Below are 24,884 nucleotides of genomic sequence, written 5' to 3'. Positions count from 1 at the left end.
TGTCAATCCGCCTGCCGGATCAATGCGGGGGGCGGATCCTCCCGCAGGTCAGGGGAGGGTTCGCGTAACAGATCGGCTGCTGCAAGGGCCGCCCGTAGTTCACCCACGGTCATGCTGTCATCGCTCACCGTTTCACCTCGGCCGCTGCGAATGGCCGCCTGTGTGACCATCAGGATAAAAACCAGAACGGCGGGCAACAGATCAATGGCAATTGCCCCTGCCCAAGCAGGTACGAAGTTGCCGGCATATAGAATGACGGCATCTGCCGCAGATATGGGGGTATAGACAGCCTCATCCGGGGCGGGCAGTGCGATAACCTCGGCCGCTGCCTGCGCCAAAGTCTGGGCACGTTGATCCACCAGTGACAGGACAGACCGGATGGTGCTGGACTGACCGGTCCGGATTGCATCGGTAATCCCGTCCAGTTCCGGCAGGACAACGGCATCCGACAGGTCCTGCGCGGCACGCATCACCAACGGGGCAGGGTTCAACTGGCGCAGCTGTGCAATCAACCCGGACAAATTCACCGCCTCTTCGGAGAAACGCACGGTACGGCCCTCTATCGCCCCCGGTTCAACGCCAAGGCTGCGCATGCGGCTCAGGATGGCGTTCCCTTGGGCAAACGCTGCGGCAATCGGATCTGCCGTTGCGGCGATCTGGTCTTCCAGTGCCTGCAATTCGGCTCCCTTTTGGGTCAGCACACGAAAAACGGCCCCCTGGCCTGCGAAGCCTGAAAGATTGCCACCCTCCTCCTGCTCTGAAAGGTCGGTAAAGCTTTGGCGCACACGCGCCACATCCCGCGACAGGGATTGCCCTGCCACGGCATTGGAATTGGCACGCTCCAACGCGGCCTGATAATCCTGCGTCGTGGTGGCCATATGCTGCTCTACTGCGGCAGAGCCGGCCAAGGCGGCAGCGTTCAGCCAAGAAGACATTGCAACGATAGCGACGCAGCCCAATGCCATGGTCAGCAGCAACCCCCCGCGTGAAGCAGCACTGCGCACAGCCGGCAGCAGCTTCATCATGTAGGACCAGAATACAAAGATCCCTACAGACACGGCAATCGAGTAGGCCAATGCCGCTACCGTGGTAAAGGCTCCGGTGCTGTCCAGAAGGGTTCGGACCCCTAGGTACGTATAGATCCCCGATGCTGCTGACAGAACACCCAGAGCGGTGGACGTGAATGTTTCCAGCCATACCAAGTGCCGCTCGAGCTCGCGTGCATAGCGATCGCCCGATCGCAGGGAGGTGTTGCCCATGAAAGGCCTTTCGTCTGGCAATGAAGGTCAGCAGAGGTTGGAGTTATACAATCATAGGTATGATGGGGACGGGAGGCGACGATATGGCACAGGTATCCTCCTGTCACATGGTTATGCCAAAATCACCTAAGGGCTCGTATCGATGCGAGAGGCTGTGCGGTCAGCCGTCCCACTCCTTGCCGTCGTCCTTGGGTTCGCACAGCATGGGTTCGATCCCTTGCTTACGGATCTTCTGGCGTTCTTCTTCCGTACTCGCCGCTTTCAGCCGCTCTTCATGAACGACTTCGGCAACGGCCTTTGGGGTATCTTGATCGGACATCGGTTCCTCCATGTACAGTAAGGAAAACCACTCGAAATGGTGATGGTTCCATTGGAACCGCCCACCGACGCCCATGGTTGCCTTTGAAAGGAGATGAATATGCCTCAGATCGAATGCGACGTTGCAGTCATTGGTGCGGGAACGGCAGGGCTTGCTGCCGAACGTCGGGCAAGGGCGCGCGGGGCAAAAACCTTGCTGATAGATCCTGCATTCAGGGGGACGACCTGTGCCGCAGTGGGGTGTATGCCGTCAAAGCTTCTGATCGCTGCCGCCAATGCTGCCCATACCGCACGAAACGCTGACCTGTTCGGTATCAGGGCCACTTTGGAGGTGGACGGGCCTGCGGTCATGCGCCGTGTGCGTGAATACAGGGATAGCTTCGTTGCCGGAGTGCAGGATACCATCCACGATTTGCCCGACGGCGTTGCCATCAAAGCACGCGCTTCCTTTGCCGAGCCGGGGCTGTTGGCGCTGGATACAGGTGGAACGGTAAAGGCAGAGACGATCATTATCGCAACCGGGGCGTCTTCGATGCTTCCGGGACCGTTCGAGAGTGTGAAGGATCGCGTGTGGAGCAACGAGGATGTTTTCGAAATCGATGATCTGCCGAAAACACTTGCCGTTGTAGGAGCGGGGCCGCTAGGGCTGGAGCTTGCACAGGCCTTTGCGCGCCTTGGGGTAGAGGTTTCAGTGTTTGATCAGGGCAATTCCCTTGCAGGACTGGATGAAGATGACAGCAGATGCCTGGCAGAGATCCTGCAGTCAGAGATGGATATCCATACAGGGGCCGATGTTTCACCTGTTCTGTCTGATGGGGGCATCACATTCGAATGGGCAGGCAACAAGCAGGAATTTGAAAAGGTGCTGATGGCTGCCGGTCGCCCGCCTGCACTGGACGGCCTGTGTCTGGAGCGAAGCGGTCTGGAACTGGACGATCATGGTACACCCCTGTTCGATCCACGAACGTTGCAATGCGGTGACGCGCCGGTGTTCGTCATAGGGGATGCAAATCATGACAGGGCCGTGCTGCATGAAGCCAGTGATGAAGGCACTATTGCTGGAGAGAATGCGGCAACCTATCCGAACGTCCGCAAAGCGTCGCGCAAGGTGCCTTTGGTTGTTGCCTTTGTTCATCCCGGCGTGGCGATGGTAGGGCAGCTTCCGAAAGATGAGGAGTATGTGACGGCCTTTGCAGATTATTCGGATCAGGGGCGTGCGAAAGTGGATGGTAACGCCCACGGCTTTGCCCGCCTTCACGCAGACAAGTCAGGAAAGCTGATCGCCGCGACATTGTGCATGCCGGATGCGGAGCATGTGGCGCAATATCTGGCTCTGGCGATCAGCGCCGGAATGACTGCCGGTGATATTCTGGATCAACCGATCTATCACCCGACGCTGGAAGAGGGACTTCGGTCCGCCTTGGAACAGCTTTGCACCAAATGCGACGCGCCGACGCCATGGCAGCGGCGCGCTGGGCCCCAGCTCGGAAGCTAGGATCAGTCCGTTTTCCGTGCCAGATAATTGGCCAGTAATGCACCCGAGATGTTGTGCCATACGCTGAATATCGCGCTGGGCACAGCGGCGAGGGGAGAGAAATGGGCCGTTGCCAAGGCGGCCCCCAACCCAGAGTTCTGCATGCCGACTTCAATTGCGATCGCTTTGCGTCGGGCCAATGAAAGGCCTGAAATGCGCGCAGCGGTATAGCCAACCAGATAGCCCAGCGCGTTATGCAGGACGACGACACCGAAGATCATCAGACCCGATGTGGCGATTGCCGATTGTGACAGGGCAACCACGGCTGCCACGATAAGAACGATACCGGTAACGCTGACCAATGGCAGCGCGGGCACCGCCACAGCCACCAGACGCGGCACAAGGCGCTGGGCGAGGAAGCCCAGGGCCAAGGGTAGCAATACGACCTTTACGATCGACAGGAACATGGCTCCCGCATTCACCGGCAGATATTGTTCGGCAAGCAGCAGGACGAGGAACGGGGTCACCAGTGGCGCAAGCAGCGTCGTAACGCTGGTACAAGCGACCGACAGGGCAACATCACCCTTGGAAAGATATGTCATGACATTGGAAGATGTGCCGCCCGGGCAACAGCCGACCAGAATGACCCCCGCAGCCACTTCGGGTGGCATGGGAATGATGAGGGTCAGCAATACCGCCAGCAGCGGCATGATCACGAATTGCGACAGCACACCGATGGCCACATCGAATGGGCGTCGGGCCACCTCGCGGAAATCATCCGCGGAAATCGTCAGACCCATTCCGAACATGATCAGGCCCAGCAGCGGAACGATGTAAGGTCCGATCTGCCGGAAAGTCTGCGGCGCCAAAAAGCCCAGCACAGCGAACAGAATAACCCAGACCGCAAAGGTCCTGCCGACGAATGCCGCCAGTGATGTAATTAAACGCATGATACCCCCGTTTACGCGCCAATTTATTGCGTTCAGGCGCAAATTTTCGCAATAGTCCAAAAGGGTAGGTGTCGCAAGCATTCCCCGCGACAAAACGGCACCCCGTCCGGCATTGACTGGACGCCCGCCTGTTCTGCGGTATTGTCGGCTGGCCCGGACGTGTGCTGCGTGCGCCCGGTCGCTATCCGTTCAACGGAGACCGGACAAGAACCTTTGACGAAGGGATAATACCTTATGACGCCATCACAACCCCGCCATGGTAACCGCAGTTTTCGCGAATTTCTGGATAGCGAGGCTTCAGGCGGGATAATTCTGATGGGGGCGGCTGTGCTTGCCCTGATCGTTGCCAACTCACCGCTCGGTCAGAGCTATGTGCATATCCTGCACGCCTATATCGGCCCGCTGAGCCTTCAACACTGGATCAACGATGCCCTGATGGCCGTCTTCTTTTTGATGGTCGGTCTCGAGATCAAGCGGGAAATGACGGATGGCCAGCTCTCGACTTGGCCTCGCCGCATTCTGCCGGGGGTTGCTGCCGTCGGCGGTATGGCCGTGCCGGCGCTGATCTATGTCGCGCTGAATATCCACGATCCAAGCGCGCTGCGCGGGTGGGCCATTCCATCGGCCACCGATATCGCCTTTGCACTTGGCGTGTTGTCGCTGTTGGGGCCGCGTGTTCCAGCATCGCTGAAGGTATTTCTGGCCGCGCTCGCGATCATCGATGATCTGGGGGCCGTGGTCGTCATCGCGATCTTCTACACATCGGATCTGTCGGTAATCGATCTGCTGGGGGCTGCAATCGTATTCGGCGCGCTGCTGATGATGAACCGCAAGGGTGTCCGTTCTCTGGTGCCTTATGCAATTCTGGGCGCCGTGCTGTGGATCCTTGTCTACCGCTCGGGCGTACATGCCACACTGGCGGGCGTGCTGCTGGCATTGACCATTCCGATCGTCCGCACGCCGGGCAAGCCGGAGGCGACCCCTGCAGAATCCCCGCTTCACGCATTGGAGCATATGCTGCACAAGCCGGTCGCGTTCATTGTCGTTCCGATCTTCGGCTTTGCCAATGCAGGCGTCTCGTTTGCCGGTGTCGATGCTTCTGTCCTGTTGGCACCGCTGACACTGGGTGTCGCGGCTGGCCTGTTCTTTGGCAAGCTGATCGGCGTCTTCGGGGCCGTAGTGGTGCTTGTCAAAACGGGTATCGTGGATTTGCCCGCCCAGGCAAGCTGGCGGCAGGTTCTGGGTGTTTCGATCCTTTGCGGGATCGGCTTTACCATGAGCCTGTTCATCGGCCTTCTGGCGTTTGACGACCCCGGCGTTCAGGATCGCGTAAAGATTGGTATTCTGCTGGGATCCTTCGTATCCGGAATTATCGGATACATGATCCTGCGGTCTGCCAAGCGGGAACCGCGCCGAGTAACGCCCTGAGGTCTAGCTGGTCCTGCCATTCAGCAGGGCCAGAACATCCCGCCCGAATGACCACCCCAGAAGGGCCGCCGCAATGGCAGCCATCACCGTAGCAGGCCCGTCTGGTACAACCGGCATGACGATCACGCAAAGCGTTGCAACCTGCACCACACAAATGGCTTTCCGTGCGAACGATGGTGCCAGCGGCGCGCGCAATGCGGGTACGAATGCCTGGGCCACGATGAAGATGTAGCGGGCTGCCCCGATCATGATCACCCATGGTGCCACCTTGCCCAGAGACCATGCGGCGATGGCCAGCATCAGGATCAGCGCGGCATCCACCTCCATGTCGAAGCGTGCCCCAAAATCGGACGAAAGCCCGGTACGGCGCGCCAGCCATCCGTCCACCCCGTCCAGGGCCAGCGCGGCCAAGGCTATGAGAACCGCACTCCAGACCCGCGGATCGTCTATTCTGCCCAGAAGCTCACCCTGCCGCAGCAGTTCCACATCAGATACGAACATGGCTGCGGCCACATAAGAGGTGGCGGCCAGACGAATGGCCGTGACGGTATTTGCAGGTCCGAATATCCGGGCGCCATGGTGTGGCAGGGCCGAGAACATCATCAGTGTCGCCGGGACATATACCGCGAATGCCACCATCATCATGGGCATCCAGTCTGCCCATATCCCGTAGATGCCAAGGCCCAATACCGCCCCGGCAATTGCGGTGGCCATGATGCCCCCCCGCCATGGGGTGGAGCCGGATGCAGGAACAGAAGTGGTGGCCATCGTTTGTTCAACCGTCAGAAAGGTTCTCGATCATATGTCCGGCGCGGGCGTTCTTGGTTTGCAGATAGTTCCGGTTCTCATCTGTCACGCGGCCGGAGACGGGGGTGCGCCGTGCAACGATCAGACCGTCACGGCGCAATGCCTCTGCCTTGGCAGGATTGTTGGTATAGAGGTTGATTTTCGTGATCCCCAGGCCCTGCAACATGGCAGATGCCGCCTCATACCGGCGGTGATCGGCACTGAAGCCCAGCTCGGCGTCGGCGTCAATCGTATCAAGACCGGCATTCTGGTAGCCGTATGCCCGCATCTTCGACCCGATTCCGGTGCCGCGCCCCTCCTGATCCAGATACAGAAGGACACCGCCGCCCGCCTCATGCAGCGATTGCAGGCTGTTCTGAAGCTGGTCACCACAGTCACATTTCAAGGACCCGCTCAGATCCCCAGTGATGCAGGAGGAATGCAGGCGCACGGGAACGATACGGTCGAAATCAGGTGTACCCACGATGATGGCGATCTGGTCCCGATGGGCAACGCCGCCGCGGAAAACGACGAATTCGCACATCCCCATATCCCGCAACGGCACCGGTGTGCGGGCGATGATCCGATAGGCGCGCCGCTCGGCATCCAGCGTATTCATCAGCGCAACGTCCAGTTCGGCACAGCCCGCGAATGCAGGGGTGTAGGGCGATACGATCATGGCGGGCAGCAACATTGCCGCTTCGCACAAATGTTCCCCCAATCCCATGATCTTGGGGGCGGAGCGCCATGCCGTCGGCAGCCGCGTTCCGGGATGATAGGCAAGGCGGGACGCGGTATCGAAATTCAGCCCCGTCATGGGGATCACGACGCCTGTGGTAGAAGCGGCACCCATCCGGGCGGCCCGTTGCCCGCTCAGGAACAGGCTGTGGTCATGACCCGAGGCAGTGGCCATCTGTTCCAGCTGTTGCGGAGAGGCCGCATCAAGCGCCATGACGGCCATCACGTCATCCGCGTCTTTCAGGATAACCGGACGACCGAACCGCAGTTCCGATACCGCACGCTCGAAATACATTCCGGGGGACGAGAAGATACCCGCATTCACCGGTTGGCCGGTCTGCGGCGTGCGTTCCTGCAGGGTCATCGGGTATCCTCCATATCCGAATATCAACATTCCTATACGCCCGAGAGTAGCTTTTGGTTCCGGGGGTGCTAGAGTTTCACAGATGTAACGAGAGGACGTGCCGTGCCATCCGACTCTGATATGATGCCCGCCCGTGCGCTGTGGATTACAGCCCCACGCCATTGCGAACTTCGTTCCGAGGGGGTTGCACCCCGGCATGATCTGGTTCGCATCCATGCGCAGTTCTCTGGTATCAGCCGGGGAACAGAGGGGCTGGTGTTCCACGGTCGGGTACCGGAAACCGAATATGAACGGATGCGGGGGCCGAACCAAGCAGGAAACCTGCCGTTTCCGGTCAAATACGGCTATGCGATGGTAGGCACAACGGACGAGGGGCGGTCGGTCTTCTGCCTGCACCCCCATCAGAATGTATTCCAACTGCCGTCCGAGGCCCTTGCAACCCTGCCGCAGGCATTGCCGCCCGAGCGGGCAGTTCTGGCCGCCAATATGGAAACGGCACTGAATGTCGTGTGGGACGCGGGCGTGGCCCCGGGGGACCGTGTGAATGTGTTCGGGGCAGGGGTGGTGGGCCTGTTGGTGGCGCATCTGGTTTCACGTATTCCGGGTGTCGATCTTCGGGTGGTAGAGATTTCGGGTGGGCGCATGCAGGTGGCGGCTGCATTGGGCCTGGAAATCGGCACACCGCTGGAAAATGCGGATATCGCCATCAATGCCTCGGGTGCGGATGCAGCCCTGACCGCCGCGATCGAGACGCTGGGAAACGAGGGGCGGGTGGTGGAGGCAAGCTGGTACGGTGACCGCCGCGCCACCATTCCATTGGGAGGGGCGTTCCATTCACGGCGGCTTTCCATCATCAGCTCTCAGGTAGGGGCCGTGGCGCCTTCGCACCGTGTGCGCTGGCCATATCGCCGTCGGCTGTGCAAGGCGCTGGAGCTGCTTTGCGATCCACGCCTTGATGCATTGATATCGGGCGAGACGGCCTTTGACGATCTTGCCGAAGTTTATGGTGACATCATTGATGATGCCGCTACGTTATGCCACCGCATCCGTTACTGAAGGTAGATCCATGTTTGCTGTTGAAGTTCGCGACCATATCATGATCGCGCATAGCCTGCCGCGCCCCGTTTTTGGCCCCGCGCAGGGAATGCATGGCGCGACATTCGTGGTCGATGCGGCATTTTTCACCGAAGATATCGATGACGATGGTCTGGCTGTCGATATCGGTGCGGCGACGTCACTGCTGGCTGATGTGCTGAAACCGCTGAATTACCAGAACCTTGATGAGGTTTCCGCGCTAAGCGGAAAAATCACGACGACCGAGTTTCTGGCCCGTCATATCTTCGAGGGGCTGCGGGACGGTCGTGACCGGTTCGGCGAAGGGGCTGCCCGGATCTGCCGTATCCGCGTCACCCTGCATGAAAGCCATGCGGCTCGTGGATGGTACGAAGCCGCGCTATGATCCTGCATTTTGCCTATCCCGGAGACCTGCAACTGCGGACCGGCGGCTATGGATATGACCGTCAGGTCATTGCCGGGCTACGGGCGCGTGGCTGGCAGGTAAACCTCGTGCCTCTGGGGGCGGGATTTCCCTTTCCCACGCAGGAAACGCTGCGTGAGGCAGAAGCAGCCTTGTCGGCACTGCCGGACGGCGCAACGGTTCTGGTAGACGGGCTTGCATTCGGCGTGATGGCGGATTGGGCACAGCGGGAGGCATCCCGCCTACGCCTGTTCGCCTTGGTCCATCACCCGTTGGGTCTGGAAGGGGGGCAGCCTGAAGCAGTGGCAGCCCGGCTTCTGGCCTCCGAGGGGGCGGCATTGGCACAGGTACGGGGTGTTGTCGTTACCTCACCATCCACGGCCCGTGATGTGCGGCAAACCTTCGATCTGGCAGCGGACGATATCATCGTGGCTTTGCCCGGAACCGAGCCCGCCCCGCGGGCAACCGGGGCGGGTGACGTGCCGCATATCCTGTCCATCGGCACCATCATCCAGCGCAAAGGCCATGATGTGCTGATCGATGCCCTGACGCATCTGACCGATCTGGATTGGCGGGCGAGCATTGTCGGATCGCTTGATCTCGATCCGGAAACCGCGCGGGACATCACGAAGCAAGTCAGGGCATCGGGGCTGGCAGACCGCATAACGCTGGTGGGGCAGGTCGATGATACGCGCAAGGCGATGGCTGAAGCCGACATCTTTGCGCTGGCCAGTCGCTACGAAGGCTATGGCATGGTTTTTGCCGAGGCTCTGTCACAGGGTTTGCCCATCGTGGCCTGCCACGCGGGGGCCGTACCCGATGTGGTGCCCCCAACCGCCGGTATTCTGGTGTCGGTGAATGACGGTCAGGCCTTTGCCATGGCATTGCGGCAGTTGCTCACCGACAGGACGCTGCGTTGCAATCTGGCAGATGGTGCCTATGCGGCAGGCCGGAAATTGCCATCATGGAGCGGTACTGCGGCAATCATTGCAGAATTTCTGGAGGCGAGATGAGCTTTACTGCCGAGTGGTTGGCCCTGCGTGAACCCGTAGATACCGCAGCCCGGAATGCCGACGTTCTGGCGGCCTTTGTGGCGGATGTCGGCCCGGATACGTCCATTCTGGATCTGGGGTCGGGTACGGGCTCCACGCTGCGGGCCGTGTCGTCATATCTGGCACAGGATGTGCAATGGACGTTGACAGATATGGATGCCACCCTGTTGCAGCATGCCGGGCATCGCCACCCCGATGCCAATCTTTTGCCCTGTGATCTGAACGATCTTGCATCATTGCCCCTGATACCCGGAGGGCATGTGACAGCTTCGGCCTTGTTCGATCTGTGTTCGGCAGATTACGTGCAACGGCTTATCGCCCGGCTGGATCAGGTCGGTGCATCCTTATATGCCGCGTTGAATTACGATGGCCGCATGGAATGGAGTGTCTTCCATCCGCTGGATGCCGCTGTTACCGCCGCGTTCAACCTTCACCAGCAGCGGGATAAGGGGTTCGGCCCCGCGCTTGGCCCACGCTCGGCCGAGGTGTTGAGCCAGAGTGTTCCGGGCTACCGGGTGGTTTCAGGACCTAGCGACTGGGTTCTGACCGCCGATCATGAAGCGCTACAGACTGAATATCTGCGGGGTATCGGCATAGCGGTGGCAGAAACGGGGCTGGTTCCGGATATCGATAAATGGGTGCAGGCCCGCATCGCGATGATCCCCGAAGCGGAATGCCGGGTCGGTCATATGGATGTGCTGATCTTGGCCGAGTAGGACAGGTCGCAATCGAACAATATATCTGATCCTAGGTTATGCACCTGCACCGCAGGGCGCGTGGCCTGTGCCAGATAGGTGATATCGGGCAGGGCAATCCCGCTTGGTCCTGACCCTATGATCAGCGGCGCCACCGTCACATGCAGCCTGTCCAAGTGCCCCCCTGTCAGAAACCGGCCGATGGTCCGCGCGCCCCCTTCGACCAGTACCGTGGTCAGGGCGCGGGCTGCCAGGGTATTCAGAATGGCACGAGGGCATAGACCCGAAGGAATGCGGGGCAGCTGCAGAATGGTCGCATCCAATGTAGGGGGCGGCACATCCTCGGCGGTCACGATCAGGACCTCGCTCCCACCGTCATGCAGCATCTGGGCATTGCGCGGCATCCGACCGTTGCAGTCGATGACAACCCGAACAGGGTCGGGGCCGGGGACGTTCCTTACGCTCAGGCTCGGGTTATCGGCAATGACGGTTCCGACCCCTACGATCACCGCATCGCACAATGCCCGCAGGCGGTGCAGATGGATCAATCCGTCAGGCCCCGAGATGTCACGCGCATCGCCGGCCGGCGTGGCCACGCGGCCATCCAGCGATTGGCCGACCTGTGCCACCACATAGGGCCGGTCGCGGCGGGCCAGCTCGCTGAACACCGGGTGCAGGCCGTGATAGCCGCCTTCGCCCCGCCGCAGGTTCAGCATGTCCTGCCAGTGATCGGCCGTTATGGTCAGATTGTTCACGTATGCCGCCCTGTTTTCATTGACCAAGTTTAGGGTGCGGCAAGAAAGGGTCAATGCGGCTTGATCTTCGGACGTGCAATCCCCACCCTTGAAAGGGTCCAATACCGTGCGGCTTATTGCCGCCCATTTGAGAGTTTGTATATGACTTACGCCGATACCCAGCTTTTCATCGATGGTACATGGCGCGCCGCGCGCGATGGTGCGACGATCCCGGTCGTCGATCCCGCAACCGAAGAAACGATCGGCCATGTTGCGTGGGCAAAAACAGCCGATCTTGATGATGCACTGGAAGCAACGAGCCGCGGCTTCCGCACCTGGAGCGCTATGTCCGCATTCGAGCGGTCGAAGCTGATGCGTCGTGCTGCGGATATCCTGCGCGAGCGTGTGGACAGCATCGCTGCCACAATGACACGCGAACAGGGCAAACCCGTGGCACAGTCCAAGGGTGAGATCATGGGCGCTGCCGATGTGATCGACTGGTTCGCCGAAGAGGCCCGCCGCACCTATGGTCAGGTCATTCCCGCCCGCGCGGCAGGGGTACAGCAACTGACGATCCGCCATCCGGTCGGCCCGGTGGCAGCCTTTACGCCGTGGAACTTCCCCGTGAACCAGGTTGTACGCAAGCTGTCGGCCGCGCTGGCTGCCGGCTGCTCGATCATCGTGAAGGCCCCCGAGGAAACCCCGGCATCACCTGCCGAACTGATCCGCGCCTTTGCCGATGCGGGCGTGCCTGCGGGCGTGATCGGACTGGTCTATGGTGTACCGGCGGACATTTCCGAATATCTGATCAAGCACCCGGTAATCCGCAAGATCAGCTTTACCGGATCGACGCCGGTCGGAAAACTGCTTGCCTCCATGGCCGGATCGCACATGAAGCGGGCAACGATGGAACTGGGCGGCCACGCTCCGGTCATCATCGCCGATGATGCCGATTGGGAAAAAGCGGCCCAGCAAATGGTAATGCATAAAACCCGCAATGCCGGGCAGGTGTGCGTTTCACCGACACGCTTCCTTGTGGATCAGAAAATTTCGGACGGTTTTCTGGAAGCTTTCAGCAAGGGCATGAAGGCGATCAAGACCGGCAACGGTTTTGACGATGGCGTCGAAATGGGCCCGCTGGCCAATGACCGTCGTATTCCTGCGATGGAAGAGCTGATTGGCGATGCCGTCGAGAAAGGCGCAAAGCTGGTAACCGGCGGCCACCGGATCGGCAACAAGGGCTATTTCTTCGAGCCGACGGTTCTGGCCGATGTGCCTGTTTCCGCGCGGATCATGAATGAAGAACCCTTCGGTCCCGTTGCCATCGTAAACCGTATCGCCTCGCTGGAAGAGGGGATTACCGAAGCGAACCGCCTGCCGTTCGGTCTGGCCTCCTATGCCTATGCGCGCAGCCACGAGAATGTCGAACGTCTGACATCCGGGGTCGAGGCGGGCATGCTCACGATCAACCACCTGGGTCTGGCCTTGCCCGAGACGCCTTTCGGCGGTCTGAAGGACAGCGGATACGGCACGGAGGGCGGCTCGGAAGCGATCGACGCCTATCTGGATACCCGTTTCGTAACTACTGCACATTGAACGAAAAAAGGCCGGTCGCAATGACCGGCCTTTTTTACGACGCTGATGATATCTTACGGATTTGCGACTTCACGCGAGGTGTTGCTGATCGCACCACCTGCGGACGACAGATCCTGACCTGCTCCGTCAACTGTATTGCAAGCAGCCAGAGCAGCCAGAGCGAGGATCGGTAGGAGGGTCAGTTTGCGCATGATTTTCGCGTCCTGTTGTTTCGTGACATCTGGAAAACTCGGGACACCGGAAACAGGTTCCCGATATCCGACCGGAATTGCGAAATAATTCTACCTGCGCCGTTTGTTCCCGCCACGTTGCCCCGCGCGCCCCGCCGTAGAGCGGCCTGCCGAAGCAACGGCTGCATCCTGCGCCTGTTCCACGGCTGATTGGCGTGCCAGTGGATCATCGGCCACGGCCAGTTCCACAGCTTCCAATCGCTTCACTTCATCCCGCAAGCGGGCCGCTTCCTCGAATTCCAGATTTTCCGCCGCTTTGCGCATCTGTGTGCGGATGGCATCAAGGTGCGCTGCAAGGTTCGACCCGATCATCGCCTTGTCGACCTTGGCCGTGACGCGGGATTGATCCGTATCACCGTTCCATAGCCCCGCCAGAACATCCTCGACATTTTTGCGGACGGTTTGGGGGGTGATACCATGCTCAAGGTTATAGGCGTTCTGCTTTTCCCGACGGCGATCGGTTTCGCGCATCGCCCGTTCCATGCTTCCCGTAATCCGGTCGGCATACATGATGACCCGTCCGTCCGAATTCCGTGCAGCCCGGCCAATCGTCTGGATCAGCGATGTCTCGGACCGCAGGAACCCTTCCTTGTCCGCATCCAGAATTGCCACCAGCCCGCATTCGGGAATATCCAGACCCTCACGCAGCAGGTTGATGCCAACCAGCACGTCAAAGGCACCGAGCCGCAGATCGCGCAGAATCTCGATCCGTTCGATGGTATCGATATCCGAATGCATGTACCGGATGCGGATACCCTGTTCGTGGAAATATTCGGTCAGATCCTCGGCCATGCGCTTGGTCAGCACGGTTACCAATGTCCGAAGGCCGGCCGCATTGACCCGCCGTATTTCATCCAGCAGGTCGTCTACCTGCATATCGACCGGCCGTATTTCAATCACCGGATCCAGAAGGCCAGTGGGGCGGATCACCTGTTCGGAAAATACACCGCCCGTCTGTTCCATCTCCCATTTGGAGGGGGTGGCCGAAACGAACACCGATTGGGGCCGCATCGCATCCCATTCCTCGAACTTGAGGGGGCGGTTATCCATGCAGGACGGAAGCCGGAAGCCATGTTCGGCCAAGGTGAATTTGCGACGGTAGTCGCCCTTGTACATGCCGCCGATCTGCGGAACCGACACGTGGGATTCATCGGCAAAGACAATCGCATTGTCGGGAATGAACTCGAACAACGTGGGCGGCGGCTCACCGGGTGCGCGCCCCGTCAGGTAACGGGAATAGTTCTCGATGCCATTGCAGACACCGGTTGCCTCCAGCATCTCGATGTCGAAGGCACAACGCTGCTCCAGCCGTTGCGCTTCCAGAAGTTTTCCTTCGGAAACAAGCTGATCCAGACGCATCCTCAACTCTGCCTTTATGCCCTGAACGGCTTGGTTCATGGTGGGTCGAGGGGTCACATAGTGACTGTTTGCATAGATGCGGATTTGCTTGAAGCTATCGGATTTCGCACCGGTCAACGGATCGAATTCCACAATGGATTCCAGATCTTCGCCAAAAAAGCTGAAACGCCATGCGCGGTCTTCCAGGTGGGCTGGCCACAGTTCGATGGAATCGCCCCGGACGCGAAAGCTTCCGCGGGCAAAGCTCATTTCATTGCGGCGATACTGCTGCGCGACCAGTTGGGCAATAACCTCACGCTGGTCATATTGCTCACCGACCACCAGATCTTGGGACATGGCGGAATACGTCTCGACAGACCCGATACCGTAGATGCAGGAAACCGATGCAACGATGATCACATCATCCCGTTCCAGCAGCGCACGGGTGGCCGAGTGCCGCATCCGGTCGATCTGCTCGTTGATCTGGGATTCCTTCTCGATGTAGGTATCCGACCGCGCGACATAGGCCTCTGGCTGGTAATAGTCGTAGTAGCTGACGAAATACTCGACGGCGTTGTCAGGAAAGAAGCCCTTGAATTCGCCGTATAGCTGGGCTGCCAGCGTCTTGTTCGGCGCAAGGATGATCGCGGGGCGCTGCGTCTCCTCGATGATCTTTGCCATTGTAAAGGTTTTTCCGGTTCCCGTTGCCCCCAGCAGAACCTGATCCCTTTCGCCGTGGCGGATACCCTCGGACAATTCCGCAATTGCCGTCGGCTGGTCGCCCGCGGCAGTGAACGGGGTTTCCATACGGAACTTGCGCCCGCCCTCCAGCTTTGGCCGGGTCAGGACATCGGGGCGGAACATCGGCATATTCGTATTGTTATGGGGCATCGGGCATCCTTTACGCCTCTTTATTTGATCGGTCTTTGTTCCGGTTCAAGATGCCGGACTTGCAAGCGGGCCAAGAAATCGGCCATATGCGTCAGGCAACTTCGGTCGAGGACTTCTGATGCGCGCGCGAATTTACAAACCCGCCCGGACGGCAATGCAATCGGGAATGGCGAAGACAAAGGAATGGGTGCTGGACTATGCCCCCGCGTCTGCCCGAGAGATTGACCCGCTGATGGGCTGGACCTCTTCTGACGATACGCAACGTCAGGTGCGTCTGCGTTTTGATAGCCGTGAGGCTGCCGAGGCATATGCCAGGGAAAACAATATCGACGCCGAAGTGCAGGAACCCCAGACCCGCAAGCCCAATGTGCGCGCCGGCGGTTATGGCGAGAACTTTGCCAGCAACCGCAAGGGCCCCTGGACCCACTGATCCGGGGTAGGGCGCGGCTATCTATCCTGCGGGATAGATCCGGCAATCGTCGGCCTGCTTTTGCCCTGACGGGGCGTCCCCGTGCTGATGCGATTTGCGCAGGCCGTACACTGTGCGGCGCTGCGCCGTTCTATTCAAAAACCGAAGTACCCCGATGGAAATGACCACGATCATCAGTGCCTTTGTGACCCTGTTCGTGGTCATCGATCCGATCGGTCTGGCCCCGATATTCATTGCCCTTACGCATGACATGACGCCGCGGCAGCGGATGCGGACCGGCTGGACGGCGGTCATCATTGCGGCGGTTCTGTTGACGATTTTCGGTCTGGCCGGAGAGGCCATTCTGGCGGGTATCGGCATATCGCTTCCGGCATTCCGGATCGCCGGGGGTGTATTGCTGTTCCTGACAGCGCTCGACATGCTTTTCGAACGCCGGACCGAGCGGCGCGAGGATAAGGCAAGCGATGATGTGCCGGGGCATGATCCATCGGTGTTCCCGCTTGCCACGCCGCTGTTGGCGGGGCCGGGGGCAATGGCCTCGATGATCCTGCTGGTCAATGAAAACGGCACGGCCCTGCACACGTTGATGATCCACGGGGTGATGCTGACCGTGTTGGGTATTGCGGCCATTCTGTTCGCAATGGCTGGCGGGCTGGCCCGATTGCTGGGGCGGACCGGTACCATGGTTTTGACCCGGCTGTTCGGTATGCTGCTGGCGGCGCTATCGATCCAGTTCATCATTGATGGTCTGCGAGGATCTGGCCTGTTCTGATCCGGCAGCGGGTCGGGATTGCCGCAGAAACATCGCTACCGATCAACGGGGGGTAAGGAGATTGCGCCCCTGCCGCAGCCTCGTTGTTCCTTCACACCCATAATCTCGTATGTTCATGATATACCCCTTCTGGGCATGTTTTTCTGGCGATGGACGTAACGTGAACATCAAATTCGCGATTTAATACCGAATCACACTGGCCAGCCCCTTGCATTGCCGAATCACTCAAGGCAAACGCCCGTAATGGCGCGTAGAAAAAAGAAAAATAGCACCTTGGGCCCCAAAATTCTGATGCTCGTTGCAGCATTTCTGCTTGGGGGGTGGGTGTTCGGAGACAATAATCAGCAATGGCGGCAAACGGTGCTGGATATGGCAGTTCAGGTATGGAGCACCCAAACGCTTTTTCGCGAACTGGGGGTCGGGGGTACAAAGGTCATTGATGGGGATACGCTGAACCTGAAAGGGGAGCGTATCCGCCTTTTCGGCATTGACGCGCCCGAAAGCGCGCAGACATGCCGAAGCCGCTTTCGTGTCTGGCGATGCGGGCAAAAGGCGACCCAGGCCCTGACCCGGCTGATCGGCTCCCGCGCGGTAAGTTGCGAAAAGCGTAATACCGACCGCTATGGCCGGAGCGTGGCAACCTGCAAGGTCGGAACCGTGGACATAAATGCCTGGATGGTCCGAAACGGCTGGGCGGTGGCCTATCGTGCCTATGGTGGCACCATCTATGCCGCCAACGAAGCGGCCGCCAAGATCGCACGGGCAGGTATTTGGGGAAGCAAGTTCACCATGCCTTGGGACTGGCGCAAATCACATTAGGGCAATTCAGCTGCCCGTAATCCCTTCGATCGGGGCGGGTGGTGTCGGCTGTGTCACCAGTTCCCTTTTGCGCCGCTCGTAAAAGGCGTTTCCACCCGTAACCAGAACGTAATGCATATTGTCATAATTCGCGCGATAGCTTGCCGCGTGGAAGAATTTTGCGTTTCCGATCAACGGATGGCGTTCTCCCTTCAACACCGATACGGCAGGGCCCTTGATGCGCGCCAACTGCCGTTCGTCCATCTTGGTGGACATGATGCCTGGCGCGAACTGGTTTTTCTGGGCGACGACTCCACAGACCGAATTGGGATAGCTGGCCGATTCAACACGGTTCATGACAACGCTGCCCACTGCCACCATTCCATCGCGGCTGGAGCGGTTTGATTCAAAGTACATGGCGCGCTCCATGCAATCCAATTCCGTATGGTGCCCGCCCGAGCCGCATCCAGACAGAATGGCCATTCCCAGCAGGGGAAAGACTTTGCGCATATACCCGATCATCCGTGTTCTCCCGGCCCCATCGCACACGATTGGCCAGACATCGGCCCAAGCCCGTTCGCGTTCCGAAACTTCATTTGTTTTCATGCGGTACAGAATGCAGGAAACCGTGTCGAGTGCGCCGACTGTATTGGTCTGGCCTGATATCTCCCCGCATTCGTTCCGGATTGTCGATTATACGCTTTGTAGAAGCGCCCCGGCGTGCCTATCGTGAGGTCGGGTTTCTGGAGGGGTCATGACCGTAGACACGATAGTCGGAATTTGCCGCTTTTCCTTTTTGGGGCGTGGGGATTGGGTTGCCTACCGCAACCTTCCGCCTGAGCAGGAGGCACAGGTGCGCGCCGATGTCGCCGCCGAACTCTATGCTCCCCGGCGGTTGGCTTTCCGGCTCTGGTGTTTCGAAAACCTGTTGTTGCCTTCCATTGCCGGGCAGACCGATCCGGATTTTACCCTGTTGGTCCTGACATCGCCGGAACTTCCGTCATCCTGCCTGCAAAGGTTGCAGCAGCTTTGCCAGACTGTTCCGGCAATCCGGCTGGTGGTTTCATCCGAACGGGATGTTGCCAGCGCCCTGCAGCCGGTGATGTCGGAGATGGGTCTGGATATTGTCCAGTTCCGCATCGATGACGATGATACACTCTGCCTCGATTACGTCGCGCGATTGCGGGCAGCGTCGAGGGCAATGGCGGCATACCGGTCCTATGCTTTTTCTCTGCCGCGCCAATTGATCCTGACCTGCTATCCGGATGAAGGGCTGCGCTATTACGAAATGGATCTTCCGTTCCACAGCGCGGGCTGTGCATTGAAGCCCAATAACCGTCGTCGCTCAATTTTCGAATTCGGCCATATGGGAATGCCGCGCCGCTTTGTCGCGGTGACGGACCCTACGGTCATCGGGTCGGTCCAGCTGAAATTCCACGGGCATGATTCAACCGTTTTCGGCACCTCCAAGGCGACCCGCATTCATTCCCGTCCGTTGACAGTCGACGAGTTCCGGCATGCATCGCAGGCGCAGTTTCCCTTTCTGCAGACTGTGGACTTTTCCAAAGGGGCAGCCATGTCATTGGCCTAGGATGTTATCGCCACGGCAGGCGGGCCCCGTATTCTGCCTGGAGATCATGATGCACCGAAAAGGAGTTTGAGATGGTTGTTGCCGGCGAACCAAGCTTTCGTGAGTCAGTCGATCTGATGTTCAACCGTGCCGTGCGGTACATGGACCTGAGCCCCGGACTGGAACAGAAGATCCGTGTCTGCAATTCGACCTATACCGTGCGGTTCGGGGTGCGCCTGCGGGGCAAGATCGAAACATTCACCGGATACCGTTCTGTCCATTCGGAACATATGGAGCCGGTTAAAGGGGGCATCCGTTATGCCATCAACGTCAATCAGGATGAGGTAGAGGCGCTGGCCGCGCTCATGACCTATAAATGCGCGCTTGTTGAAACCCCGTTCGGCGGCTCCAAAGGGGGGCTTTGCATCGACCCCCGCCAATATGACGAACGCGAGCTGGAGCTGATTACCCGCCGTTTCGCCTATGAGCTCATCAAGCGCGATCTGATCAACCCGGCACAGAATGTTCCGGCCCCTGATATGGGAACCTCGGAACGGGAAATGGCGTGGATTGCCGATCAATACGCCCGCATGAACACGACCGATATCAATGCCAAGGCCTGCGTGACCGGCAAACCGCTGAATGCAGGCGGCATCATGGGGCGGGTGGAGGCGACGGGCCGCGGTGTGCAATACGCGCTGCGGGAATTCTTCCGCCACCCCGAGGATATTGCCAAGGCCAATCTGAGCGGCACGCTGGATGGCAAGCGGATCATCATTCAGGGCCTTGGGAACGTGGGCTATCACGCGGCAAAGTTCCTGTCGGAAGAAGATGGATGCAAGATCACCGCCATCATCGAACGGGATGGCGCCCTTGCGGGGCCAGAGCTGGACGTGGAAGATATCTATCAGTGGATCCGCAGAACCGGTTCCATCCGTGACTATCCCAAGGCAAGCTTTACCGAGGATGGCGCAAAGCTGCTGGAGGTTGATTGCGACATCCTGATCCCCGCGGCGATGGAAGGGGTGATCAATCTGGGCAATGCCGACCGCATCAAGGCCCCGCTGATCATCGAGGCGGCAAATGGCCCGGTAACTTTCGGTGCCGATGAGATCCTGCGGAAAAAGGGGACGGTCATCATTCCCGACATGTATGCCAATGCCGGCGGGGTGACGGTCAGCTATTTTGAATGGGTCAAGAACCTGTCGCATATCCGGTTCGGCCGCATGCAGCGCCGTGCCGAAGAGGCGCGCCACGAGCTGCTGGTCAACGAGCTGGAACGTCTGTCGGCGGACAAGGGGCTTGGCTGGACCATGTCCCCTAACTTCAAGGATAAATACCTGAAGGGGGCGGGCGAACTGGAGCTGGTCCGTTCCGGTCTGGATGACACCATGCGCACGGCCTATCAGGCGATGCGTGAGGTTTGGCATGGCCGGGAGGATATCAAGGATCTGCGGATGGCGGCCTATATCGTCTCTATCAGCCGGGTTGCCGCAACATATCAATCCAAAGGCATCTGAGCCCGGATCTGACGGGGCTTTACTCGGCCCCTTCAGACCGCGATATACGGCCTATGGCTCTGCCGCATGGTTTCCTTGACGAACTCCGGACCCGCGTCTCACTTTCACAGGTGGTGGCGCGCAAGGTCACATGGGATGCGCGCAAATCCAATCAGGGGAAGGGTGATTTCTGGGCGCCTTGCCCCTTTCATCAGGAAAAATCCGCATCCTTTCACGTGGATGACCGCAAAGGCTTCTATTATTGTTTTGGCTGCCACGCCAAAGGGGATGCGCTGACCTTTGTAAAGGAAACCGAGAATGTCGGCTTCATGGAGGCGGTGGAGATCCTTGCCCGCGAAGCCGGTATGCCCATGCCCGCCCGTGACCCGCAGGCCGCTGCCAAGACAGACCGCCGTGCGCAGTTGGCCGAGGTCATGGAAGAGGCGGTCCGCTACTATCGCCTGATGCTCAAATCCCGATCGGGCGAGGCCGCGCGAGAGTATCTTGCAGGGCGAAGGTTATCCCCCGAGGCGCAGGACCGTTGGGAAATCGGATACGCACCCGATCAGCGCCAAGGTGTGTTTCAGGCGTTGACGGCCAAGGGCATTGCGCCGGATCTGCTGGTGGCCAGCGGCCTGTGCGCCAAGCCTGATGACGGCGGCGCGCCCTATGACCGATTTCGTGGACGTATCATCTTTCCGATCCGCGATGCACGGGGGCGGGCAATCAGTCTTGGTGGTCGCGCGATGGACCCGAATGCGCGGGCCAAATACCTGAATGGCCCTGAAACGGACCTGTTCGACAAGGGGCGCAACCTTTACAACCACGGACCCGCCCGCGAGGCCGCAGGCAAAGGCCTGCCGCTGATCGTGGCCGAGGGGTACATGGATACGATCGCGCTGTCGGAGGCGGGGTTCCGCGGAACGGTCGCCCCCCTTGGCACGGCCATCACCGAGGATCAGCTGCGTCTCATGTGGCGTATTTCGAATGAACCCGTCATCGCGCTGGACGGAGACGCGGCGGGCATCCGCGCCGCGCTGCGGGTCGTCGATCTGGCGATGCCGCTTCTGGAGGCTGGTAAGGCGCTGAGGTTTGCCGTCATGCCTGCAGGGCAGGATCCCGACGATCTGATCCGGGGGCAGGGTGCGCAATCCTTCCAGAAGGTGCTGGACGGAGCAGAGCCGATGGTGGGCCTGCTTTGGCGGCGGGAAACCGAGGGAAAGGTATTCGATAGCCCCGAGCGGCGCGCGGCCCTGGACAAGACGTTGCGAGAGGCGATTTCTAGGATTGCCGATCCTTCGATCCGTCATCACTACGGTGAGGAAATCAAGCAACGGCGTTGGGCCTTGTTCGGTGCGCGCCCCAAGCGGGCTCCTTTCGTCCCCGGGGCAAAGCGTATCGCGCCGCCTGCGGTGCCGACCAGTGCCGCGCGTCAGTCGCTTCTGGCGATGGCCGAAGGGGAGGCCATGGCGCAGGATTTGCGAACCTCGGTGATCCTCGCGGGATTCGCCATGCATCCATCGTTGATTCGGACATTCGAATCAGCAATCGAGCGGATGGTGGTTCCGCGGCCCGAACAACGCGACGTTCAGGAGGCGTTGTTGCGTTTTTCCCATGGTCAGGATGATGCGCTGGACAATGTTCGCACCTCTCTTGAAAGCCTTCTATCGCTGCCCCATGTTCGCATAGCGCCGCCGATCAGGCACCCCGAAGACCGTGATACGGCCCGTATGTGCCTTGCCGAGGAGTTTGCGAAGCTGGATGCGGCCTATGGTGCGGAGACGGAAATACGGGATGCAATGGAAGATATGGAGGGTCTGGCCGACGAAGGTCTGACCTGGCGGCTGGCCCAGGCTGCCGAAGCCCGCAACAATGCAGGCAGGTCAAGTCTTGACGATGCGGGCGACCTGGGCGAAGACCGTTCGGCATTGTCTAAACACCTTCAGCGTCTGATCGAAGATCAGGTCTGGATAAAGAAAAAAGGCTGAAGCGCTTTCACCCGCTGTGATTCGCGCTAATGATTCGTTAGGAACGCCGGGCGATTCGCGCTCGTGACCGGCAAACCCCCGCTAGGAGTGACCATGGCAGGCAACAATACCGACGACGGCAAACCAGAGGATCAGGAAAATGAATCCTCGCTGGACCTGAGCCAGGCAGCCGTCAAACGGATGCTCGCTGAAGCACGCGAGCGGGGCTACATTACCTACGAACAACTCAACAAGGTCATCCCGCCCGATCAGGTATCTTCGGACCAGATCGAGGATATGATGGCGATGCTGTCCGAAATGGGCATCGAGGTTCGCGACGAAAGCGAATCCGAGGAAAGCGTGGGCGGACTTGTCGAGGCTCCGGCTTCCACATCCCGCGAGATTGCCGTCGCTGGCGCCACGACCGAAACGCTGGACCGTACGGATGATCCCGTCCGGATGTACCTGCGTGAAATGGGGTCGGTGGAACTGTTGAGCCGTGAGGGCGAGATCGCCATCGCCAAGCGGATCGAGGCCGGTCGCAACACGATGATCGCGGGCCTGTGTGAAAGCCCGTTGACGTTCCAGGCCATCACGATCTGGCGTGACGAGCTTTTGTCCGAAGACATTCTCCTGCGCGATGTGATCGATCTGGAAGCAACCTTTGGCCGTTCGCTGGATGGCGAGGGTGAAGGCGACGATGAGATGGAGGGCGCTGGCCTCGAGAATGTCGATGTGTCCGGTGCTGCGCAGCCCCGCCGCGAAGGCAGCTCCCAGCCCGAGCTGGATGCTGACGGCAATCCCATCAGCCGTGATGACGACGAGGATGAGGACGATGCCTCGGCCATGTCGCTTGCGGCAATGGAAGCTGCGCTGAAGCCGCGCGTTCTGGAAACGCTTGAGGTTATCGCGAATAACTACGAGCAGCTTTCGCAGATGCAGGATAGCCGCATGATCGCCACGATGGGCGGTGAAGGCTTTGCCGGTGAAGCATCTTACCAGAAAGTCCGCTCGGAAATGGTCGTGCTGGTGAACAGCCTGCACCTGCACAACAACCGGATCGAGGCGCTGATCGATCAGCTGTACGGCATCAACCGTCGGGTCATGTCCATCAACTCGGGCATGGTGAAGCTGGCGGATGCAGCACGGATCAACCGCCGCGAATTCATCGATGAATATCAGGGGGCCGAGCTGGACCCGACCTGGATGGACCGCATGGCGGCAAAATCCGGCCGTGGCTGGCAGACCCTGATGGAGAAAAGCCGCGAGAAGGTTGAAGAGCTGCGCGCGGAAATGGCGCAGGTCGGTCAATATGTCGGCGTGGATATTTCCGAATTCCGTCGCATCGTCCAGCAGGTCCAGAAGGGTGAGAAAGAAGCCCGTCAGGCCAAGAAGGAAATGGTCGAGGCGAACCTCCGCCTCGTGATCTCCATTGCGAAAAAATACACGAACCGTGGCCTGCAGTTCCTTGACCTTATCCAGGAAGGCAACATCGGCCTGATGAAGGCCGTGGACAAGTTCGAATATCGTCGCGGCTACAAGTTCTCCACCTATGCGACATGGTGGATCCGGCAGGCCATCACGCGCTCCATCGCGGATCAGGCGCGGACGATCCGTATTCCGGTGCATATGATCGAGACGATCAACAAGCTGGTCCGTACCGGCCGCCAGATGCTGCACGAAATCGGTCGTGAACCGACCCCGGAGGAACTGGCTGAAAAACTGCAGATGCCGCTGGATAAGGTTCGTAAGGTGATGAAGATCGCCAAGGAGCCCATCTCTCTCGAAACCCCGATCGGGGACGAGGAAGACAGCCAGCTTGGTGATTTCATCGAGGACAAGAACGCAATCCTGCCATTGGATAGCGCCATTCAGGAAAACCTGAAGGAAACGACAACGCGCGTTCTGGCCAGCCTGACACCCCGCGAAGAGCGTGTTCTGCGGATGCGTTTCGGCATCGGCATGAACACGGATCACACGCTGGAAGAGGTTGGGCAGCAATTCAGCGTCACCCGTGAACGGATCCGTCAGATTGAGGCAAAGGCGCTTCGCAAGCTGAAACATCCGAGCCGTTCGCGCAAATTGCGGAGCTTTCTGGACCAATGATGAAACGCGCGCTTACCCTTGGGGCCTTGTCATTGCTGTTGGCTGCCCCGGCATCCGCCTATCGGGCCTATCAGGGCTATGATGTCGAAGGGAACGCGCAGCGTTTCACGGTCGAATACCAGCCTGGCGCTGCCGCCAGCAATTACTGGTGCGCAGCCGGAGATTTCGCGATCGGCCATTTGAACGTCAGCCGGACCACTTTGATCTACCGGATCTCGCCGCAACCCTTGGGGCGGACAGAGGGCATGCAATTCTCTCTGTCGCCCGAAGGCGCCGCACTGAAGACCGGCGTCGCTGTCTTGAATGACAAGGGCTATCTCTCGGCTGGTTTTGCAGAATCTCTTTGCGAACCACCGTTCAGCAGCCGTTGATTGCCTGCTATATGCGGGCCTGCTGATTTTCTCTGGCCCAG

Annotated in this window: 24 protein-coding genes; 15 read left to right on the top strand and 9 right to left on the bottom strand. The window is 59.5% G+C overall.

Annotated features, from left to right (window positions below; genetic code table 11):
* Positions 1-2 precede the first annotated feature (2 nt).
* Both TR36_RS05405 and TR36_RS15715 read right to left on the bottom strand, forming a co-directional pair.
* Positions 3-1,259 (bottom strand): hypothetical protein, encoded by a 1,257-nt coding sequence (locus tag TR36_RS05405; protein WP_062762608.1) that lies wholly within the window; start codon positions 1,257-1,259, stop codon positions 3-5.
* A gap of 160 nt (positions 1,260-1,419) precedes the next feature.
* Positions 1,420-1,578, bottom strand: a complete 159-nt coding sequence (locus TR36_RS15715) for a hypothetical protein (RefSeq protein WP_192841318.1) — start codon at positions 1,576-1,578, stop codon at positions 1,420-1,422.
* A gap of 99 nt (positions 1,579-1,677) precedes the next feature.
* On the opposite strand from TR36_RS15715, the gene TR36_RS05395 reads away from it, so the two are divergent.
* Complete coding sequence (locus TR36_RS05395; RefSeq protein ID WP_192841317.1) at positions 1,678-3,072, top strand: dihydrolipoyl dehydrogenase; 1,395 nt, start codon at positions 1,678-1,680, stop codon at positions 3,070-3,072.
* Between the two features lie 2 nt (positions 3,073-3,074).
* Here the strand turns inward: TR36_RS05395 and TR36_RS05390 are convergent, their stop codons facing one another.
* On the bottom strand, positions 3,075-4,001 hold the full coding sequence (locus TR36_RS05390) for a bile acid:sodium symporter family protein (protein WP_062762756.1): 927 nt from the start codon (positions 3,999-4,001) through the stop codon (positions 3,075-3,077).
* A 234-nt stretch (positions 4,002-4,235) separates the two neighbouring features.
* On the opposite strand from TR36_RS05390, the gene nhaA reads away from it, so the two are divergent.
* Positions 4,236-5,429: a Na+/H+ antiporter NhaA gene (gene nhaA, locus TR36_RS05385; protein ID WP_045389437.1), complete on the top strand. Its 1,194-nt coding sequence runs from the start codon at positions 4,236-4,238 to the stop codon at positions 5,427-5,429.
* 3 nt (positions 5,430-5,432) lie between these two features.
* On the opposite strand, the gene TR36_RS05380 is transcribed toward nhaA, so the two are convergent.
* Complete coding sequence (locus TR36_RS05380; RefSeq protein WP_153010502.1) at positions 5,433-6,197, bottom strand: CDP-alcohol phosphatidyltransferase family protein; 765 nt, start codon at positions 6,195-6,197, stop codon at positions 5,433-5,435.
* 7 nt (positions 6,198-6,204) lie between these two features.
* The gene (gene ribA / locus TR36_RS05375; RefSeq protein WP_045389440.1) at positions 6,205-7,317 is read right to left on the bottom strand and encodes a GTP cyclohydrolase II RibA; all 1,113 of its coding nucleotides are present in this window, start codon (positions 7,315-7,317) and stop codon (positions 6,205-6,207) included.
* A 102-nt stretch (positions 7,318-7,419) separates the two neighbouring features.
* On the opposite strand from ribA, the gene TR36_RS05370 reads away from it, so the two are divergent.
* The 4 genes from TR36_RS05370 to TR36_RS05355 are packed head-to-tail and all read left to right on the top strand — an operon-like array spanning position 7,420 to position 10,562.
* Positions 7,420-8,373, top strand: coding sequence for a zinc-binding alcohol dehydrogenase (locus tag TR36_RS05370; protein ID WP_237763520.1), 954 nt, complete (start codon positions 7,420-7,422; stop codon positions 8,371-8,373).
* Positions 8,374-8,383: 10 nt separating this feature from the next.
* Positions 8,384-8,776 carry a 6-carboxytetrahydropterin synthase gene (locus TR36_RS05365; RefSeq protein WP_045389445.1) on the top strand — a complete coding sequence of 131 codons (393 nt, stop codon included), beginning with the start codon at positions 8,384-8,386 and terminating at the stop codon, positions 8,774-8,776.
* The gene (locus tag TR36_RS05360) at positions 8,773-9,807 is read left to right on the top strand and encodes a glycosyltransferase family 4 protein (RefSeq protein ID WP_202814368.1); all 1,035 of its coding nucleotides are present in this window, start codon (positions 8,773-8,775) and stop codon (positions 9,805-9,807) included. Before TR36_RS05365 ends, TR36_RS05360 begins: the two co-directional genes overlap by 4 nt.
* A complete protein-coding gene (locus TR36_RS05355) occupies positions 9,804-10,562 on the top strand; it encodes a hypothetical protein (protein WP_045389450.1) in 759 nt (252 codons plus the stop codon). The genes TR36_RS05360 and TR36_RS05355 overlap by 4 nt, the downstream gene beginning before the upstream one ends.
* Here the strand turns inward: TR36_RS05355 and TR36_RS05350 are convergent.
* On the bottom strand, positions 10,532-11,296 hold the full coding sequence (locus TR36_RS05350) for a RibD family protein (protein ID WP_045389453.1): 765 nt from the start codon (positions 11,294-11,296) through the stop codon (positions 10,532-10,534). The genes TR36_RS05355 and TR36_RS05350 overlap by 31 nt on opposite strands.
* 141 nt (positions 11,297-11,437) lie before the next feature.
* Between TR36_RS05350 and TR36_RS05345 the strand changes: the two genes are divergently transcribed.
* Positions 11,438-12,871, top strand: a complete 1,434-nt coding sequence (locus tag TR36_RS05345) for an NAD-dependent succinate-semialdehyde dehydrogenase (RefSeq protein ID WP_045390008.1) — start codon at positions 11,438-11,440, stop codon at positions 12,869-12,871.
* Between the two features lie 53 nt (positions 12,872-12,924).
* On the opposite strand, the gene TR36_RS14870 is transcribed toward TR36_RS05345, so the two are convergent.
* On the bottom strand, positions 12,925-13,062 hold the full coding sequence (locus TR36_RS14870; protein ID WP_082714864.1) for an entericidin A/B family lipoprotein: 138 nt from the start codon (positions 13,060-13,062) through the stop codon (positions 12,925-12,927).
* A gap of 90 nt (positions 13,063-13,152) precedes the next feature.
* The gene (uvrB, locus tag TR36_RS05340; RefSeq protein ID WP_062762602.1) at positions 13,153-15,330 is read right to left on the bottom strand and encodes an excinuclease ABC subunit UvrB; all 2,178 of its coding nucleotides are present in this window, start codon (positions 15,328-15,330) and stop codon (positions 13,153-13,155) included.
* 118 nt (positions 15,331-15,448) lie between these two features.
* Between uvrB and TR36_RS05335 the strand changes: the two genes are divergently transcribed.
* From TR36_RS05335 to TR36_RS05325, 3 genes are all read left to right on the top strand, one after another.
* A complete protein-coding gene (locus TR36_RS05335) occupies positions 15,449-15,760 on the top strand; it encodes an ETC complex I subunit (protein ID WP_045389459.1) in 312 nt (103 codons plus the stop codon).
* 154 nt (positions 15,761-15,914) lie between these two features.
* The gene (locus TR36_RS05330) at positions 15,915-16,532 is read left to right on the top strand and encodes a MarC family protein (protein WP_045389462.1); all 618 of its coding nucleotides are present in this window, start codon (positions 15,915-15,917) and stop codon (positions 16,530-16,532) included.
* A 369-nt stretch (positions 16,533-16,901) separates the two neighbouring features.
* Positions 16,902-17,351, top strand: a complete 450-nt coding sequence (locus tag TR36_RS05325; protein ID WP_062762753.1) for a thermonuclease family protein — start codon at positions 16,902-16,904, stop codon at positions 17,349-17,351.
* A 6-nt stretch (positions 17,352-17,357) separates the two neighbouring features.
* On the opposite strand, the gene TR36_RS05320 is transcribed toward TR36_RS05325, so the two are convergent.
* Entirely contained in the window at positions 17,358-17,840 is a 483-nt protein-coding gene (locus tag TR36_RS05320) for a cell wall hydrolase (RefSeq protein WP_153010501.1), read from the bottom strand.
* A gap of 244 nt (positions 17,841-18,084) precedes the next feature.
* Between TR36_RS05320 and TR36_RS05315 the strand changes: the two genes are divergently transcribed.
* From TR36_RS05315 to TR36_RS05295, 5 genes are all read left to right on the top strand, one after another.
* Positions 18,085-18,921 (top strand): glycosyltransferase, encoded by an 837-nt coding sequence (locus TR36_RS05315; RefSeq protein WP_062762600.1) that lies wholly within the window; start codon positions 18,085-18,087, stop codon positions 18,919-18,921.
* A 71-nt stretch (positions 18,922-18,992) separates the two neighbouring features.
* A complete protein-coding gene (locus tag TR36_RS05310) occupies positions 18,993-20,420 on the top strand; it encodes a Glu/Leu/Phe/Val dehydrogenase (RefSeq protein WP_062762598.1) in 1,428 nt (475 codons plus the stop codon).
* Positions 20,421-20,473: 53 nt separating this feature from the next.
* On the top strand, positions 20,474-22,387 hold the full coding sequence (dnaG, locus tag TR36_RS05305; protein ID WP_062762596.1) for a DNA primase: 1,914 nt from the start codon (positions 20,474-20,476) through the stop codon (positions 22,385-22,387).
* 93 nt (positions 22,388-22,480) lie between these two features.
* A complete protein-coding gene (gene rpoD / locus TR36_RS05300) occupies positions 22,481-24,472 on the top strand; it encodes an RNA polymerase sigma factor RpoD (protein ID WP_045389471.1) in 1,992 nt (663 codons plus the stop codon).
* On the top strand, positions 24,472-24,843 hold the full coding sequence (locus TR36_RS05295) for a hypothetical protein (protein WP_153010500.1): 372 nt from the start codon (positions 24,472-24,474) through the stop codon (positions 24,841-24,843). The genes rpoD and TR36_RS05295 overlap by 1 nt, the downstream gene beginning before the upstream one ends.
* Positions 24,844-24,884: the final 41 nt, after the last annotated feature.

This window comes from Falsirhodobacter sp. alg1, assembly GCF_000739715.2.
Classification (GTDB): Bacteria; Pseudomonadota; Alphaproteobacteria; order Rhodobacterales; family Rhodobacteraceae; genus Falsirhodobacter.
Note: the sequence above shows the minus strand (reverse complement) of the source record. Positions and strands in the feature narration are given on the sequence as shown.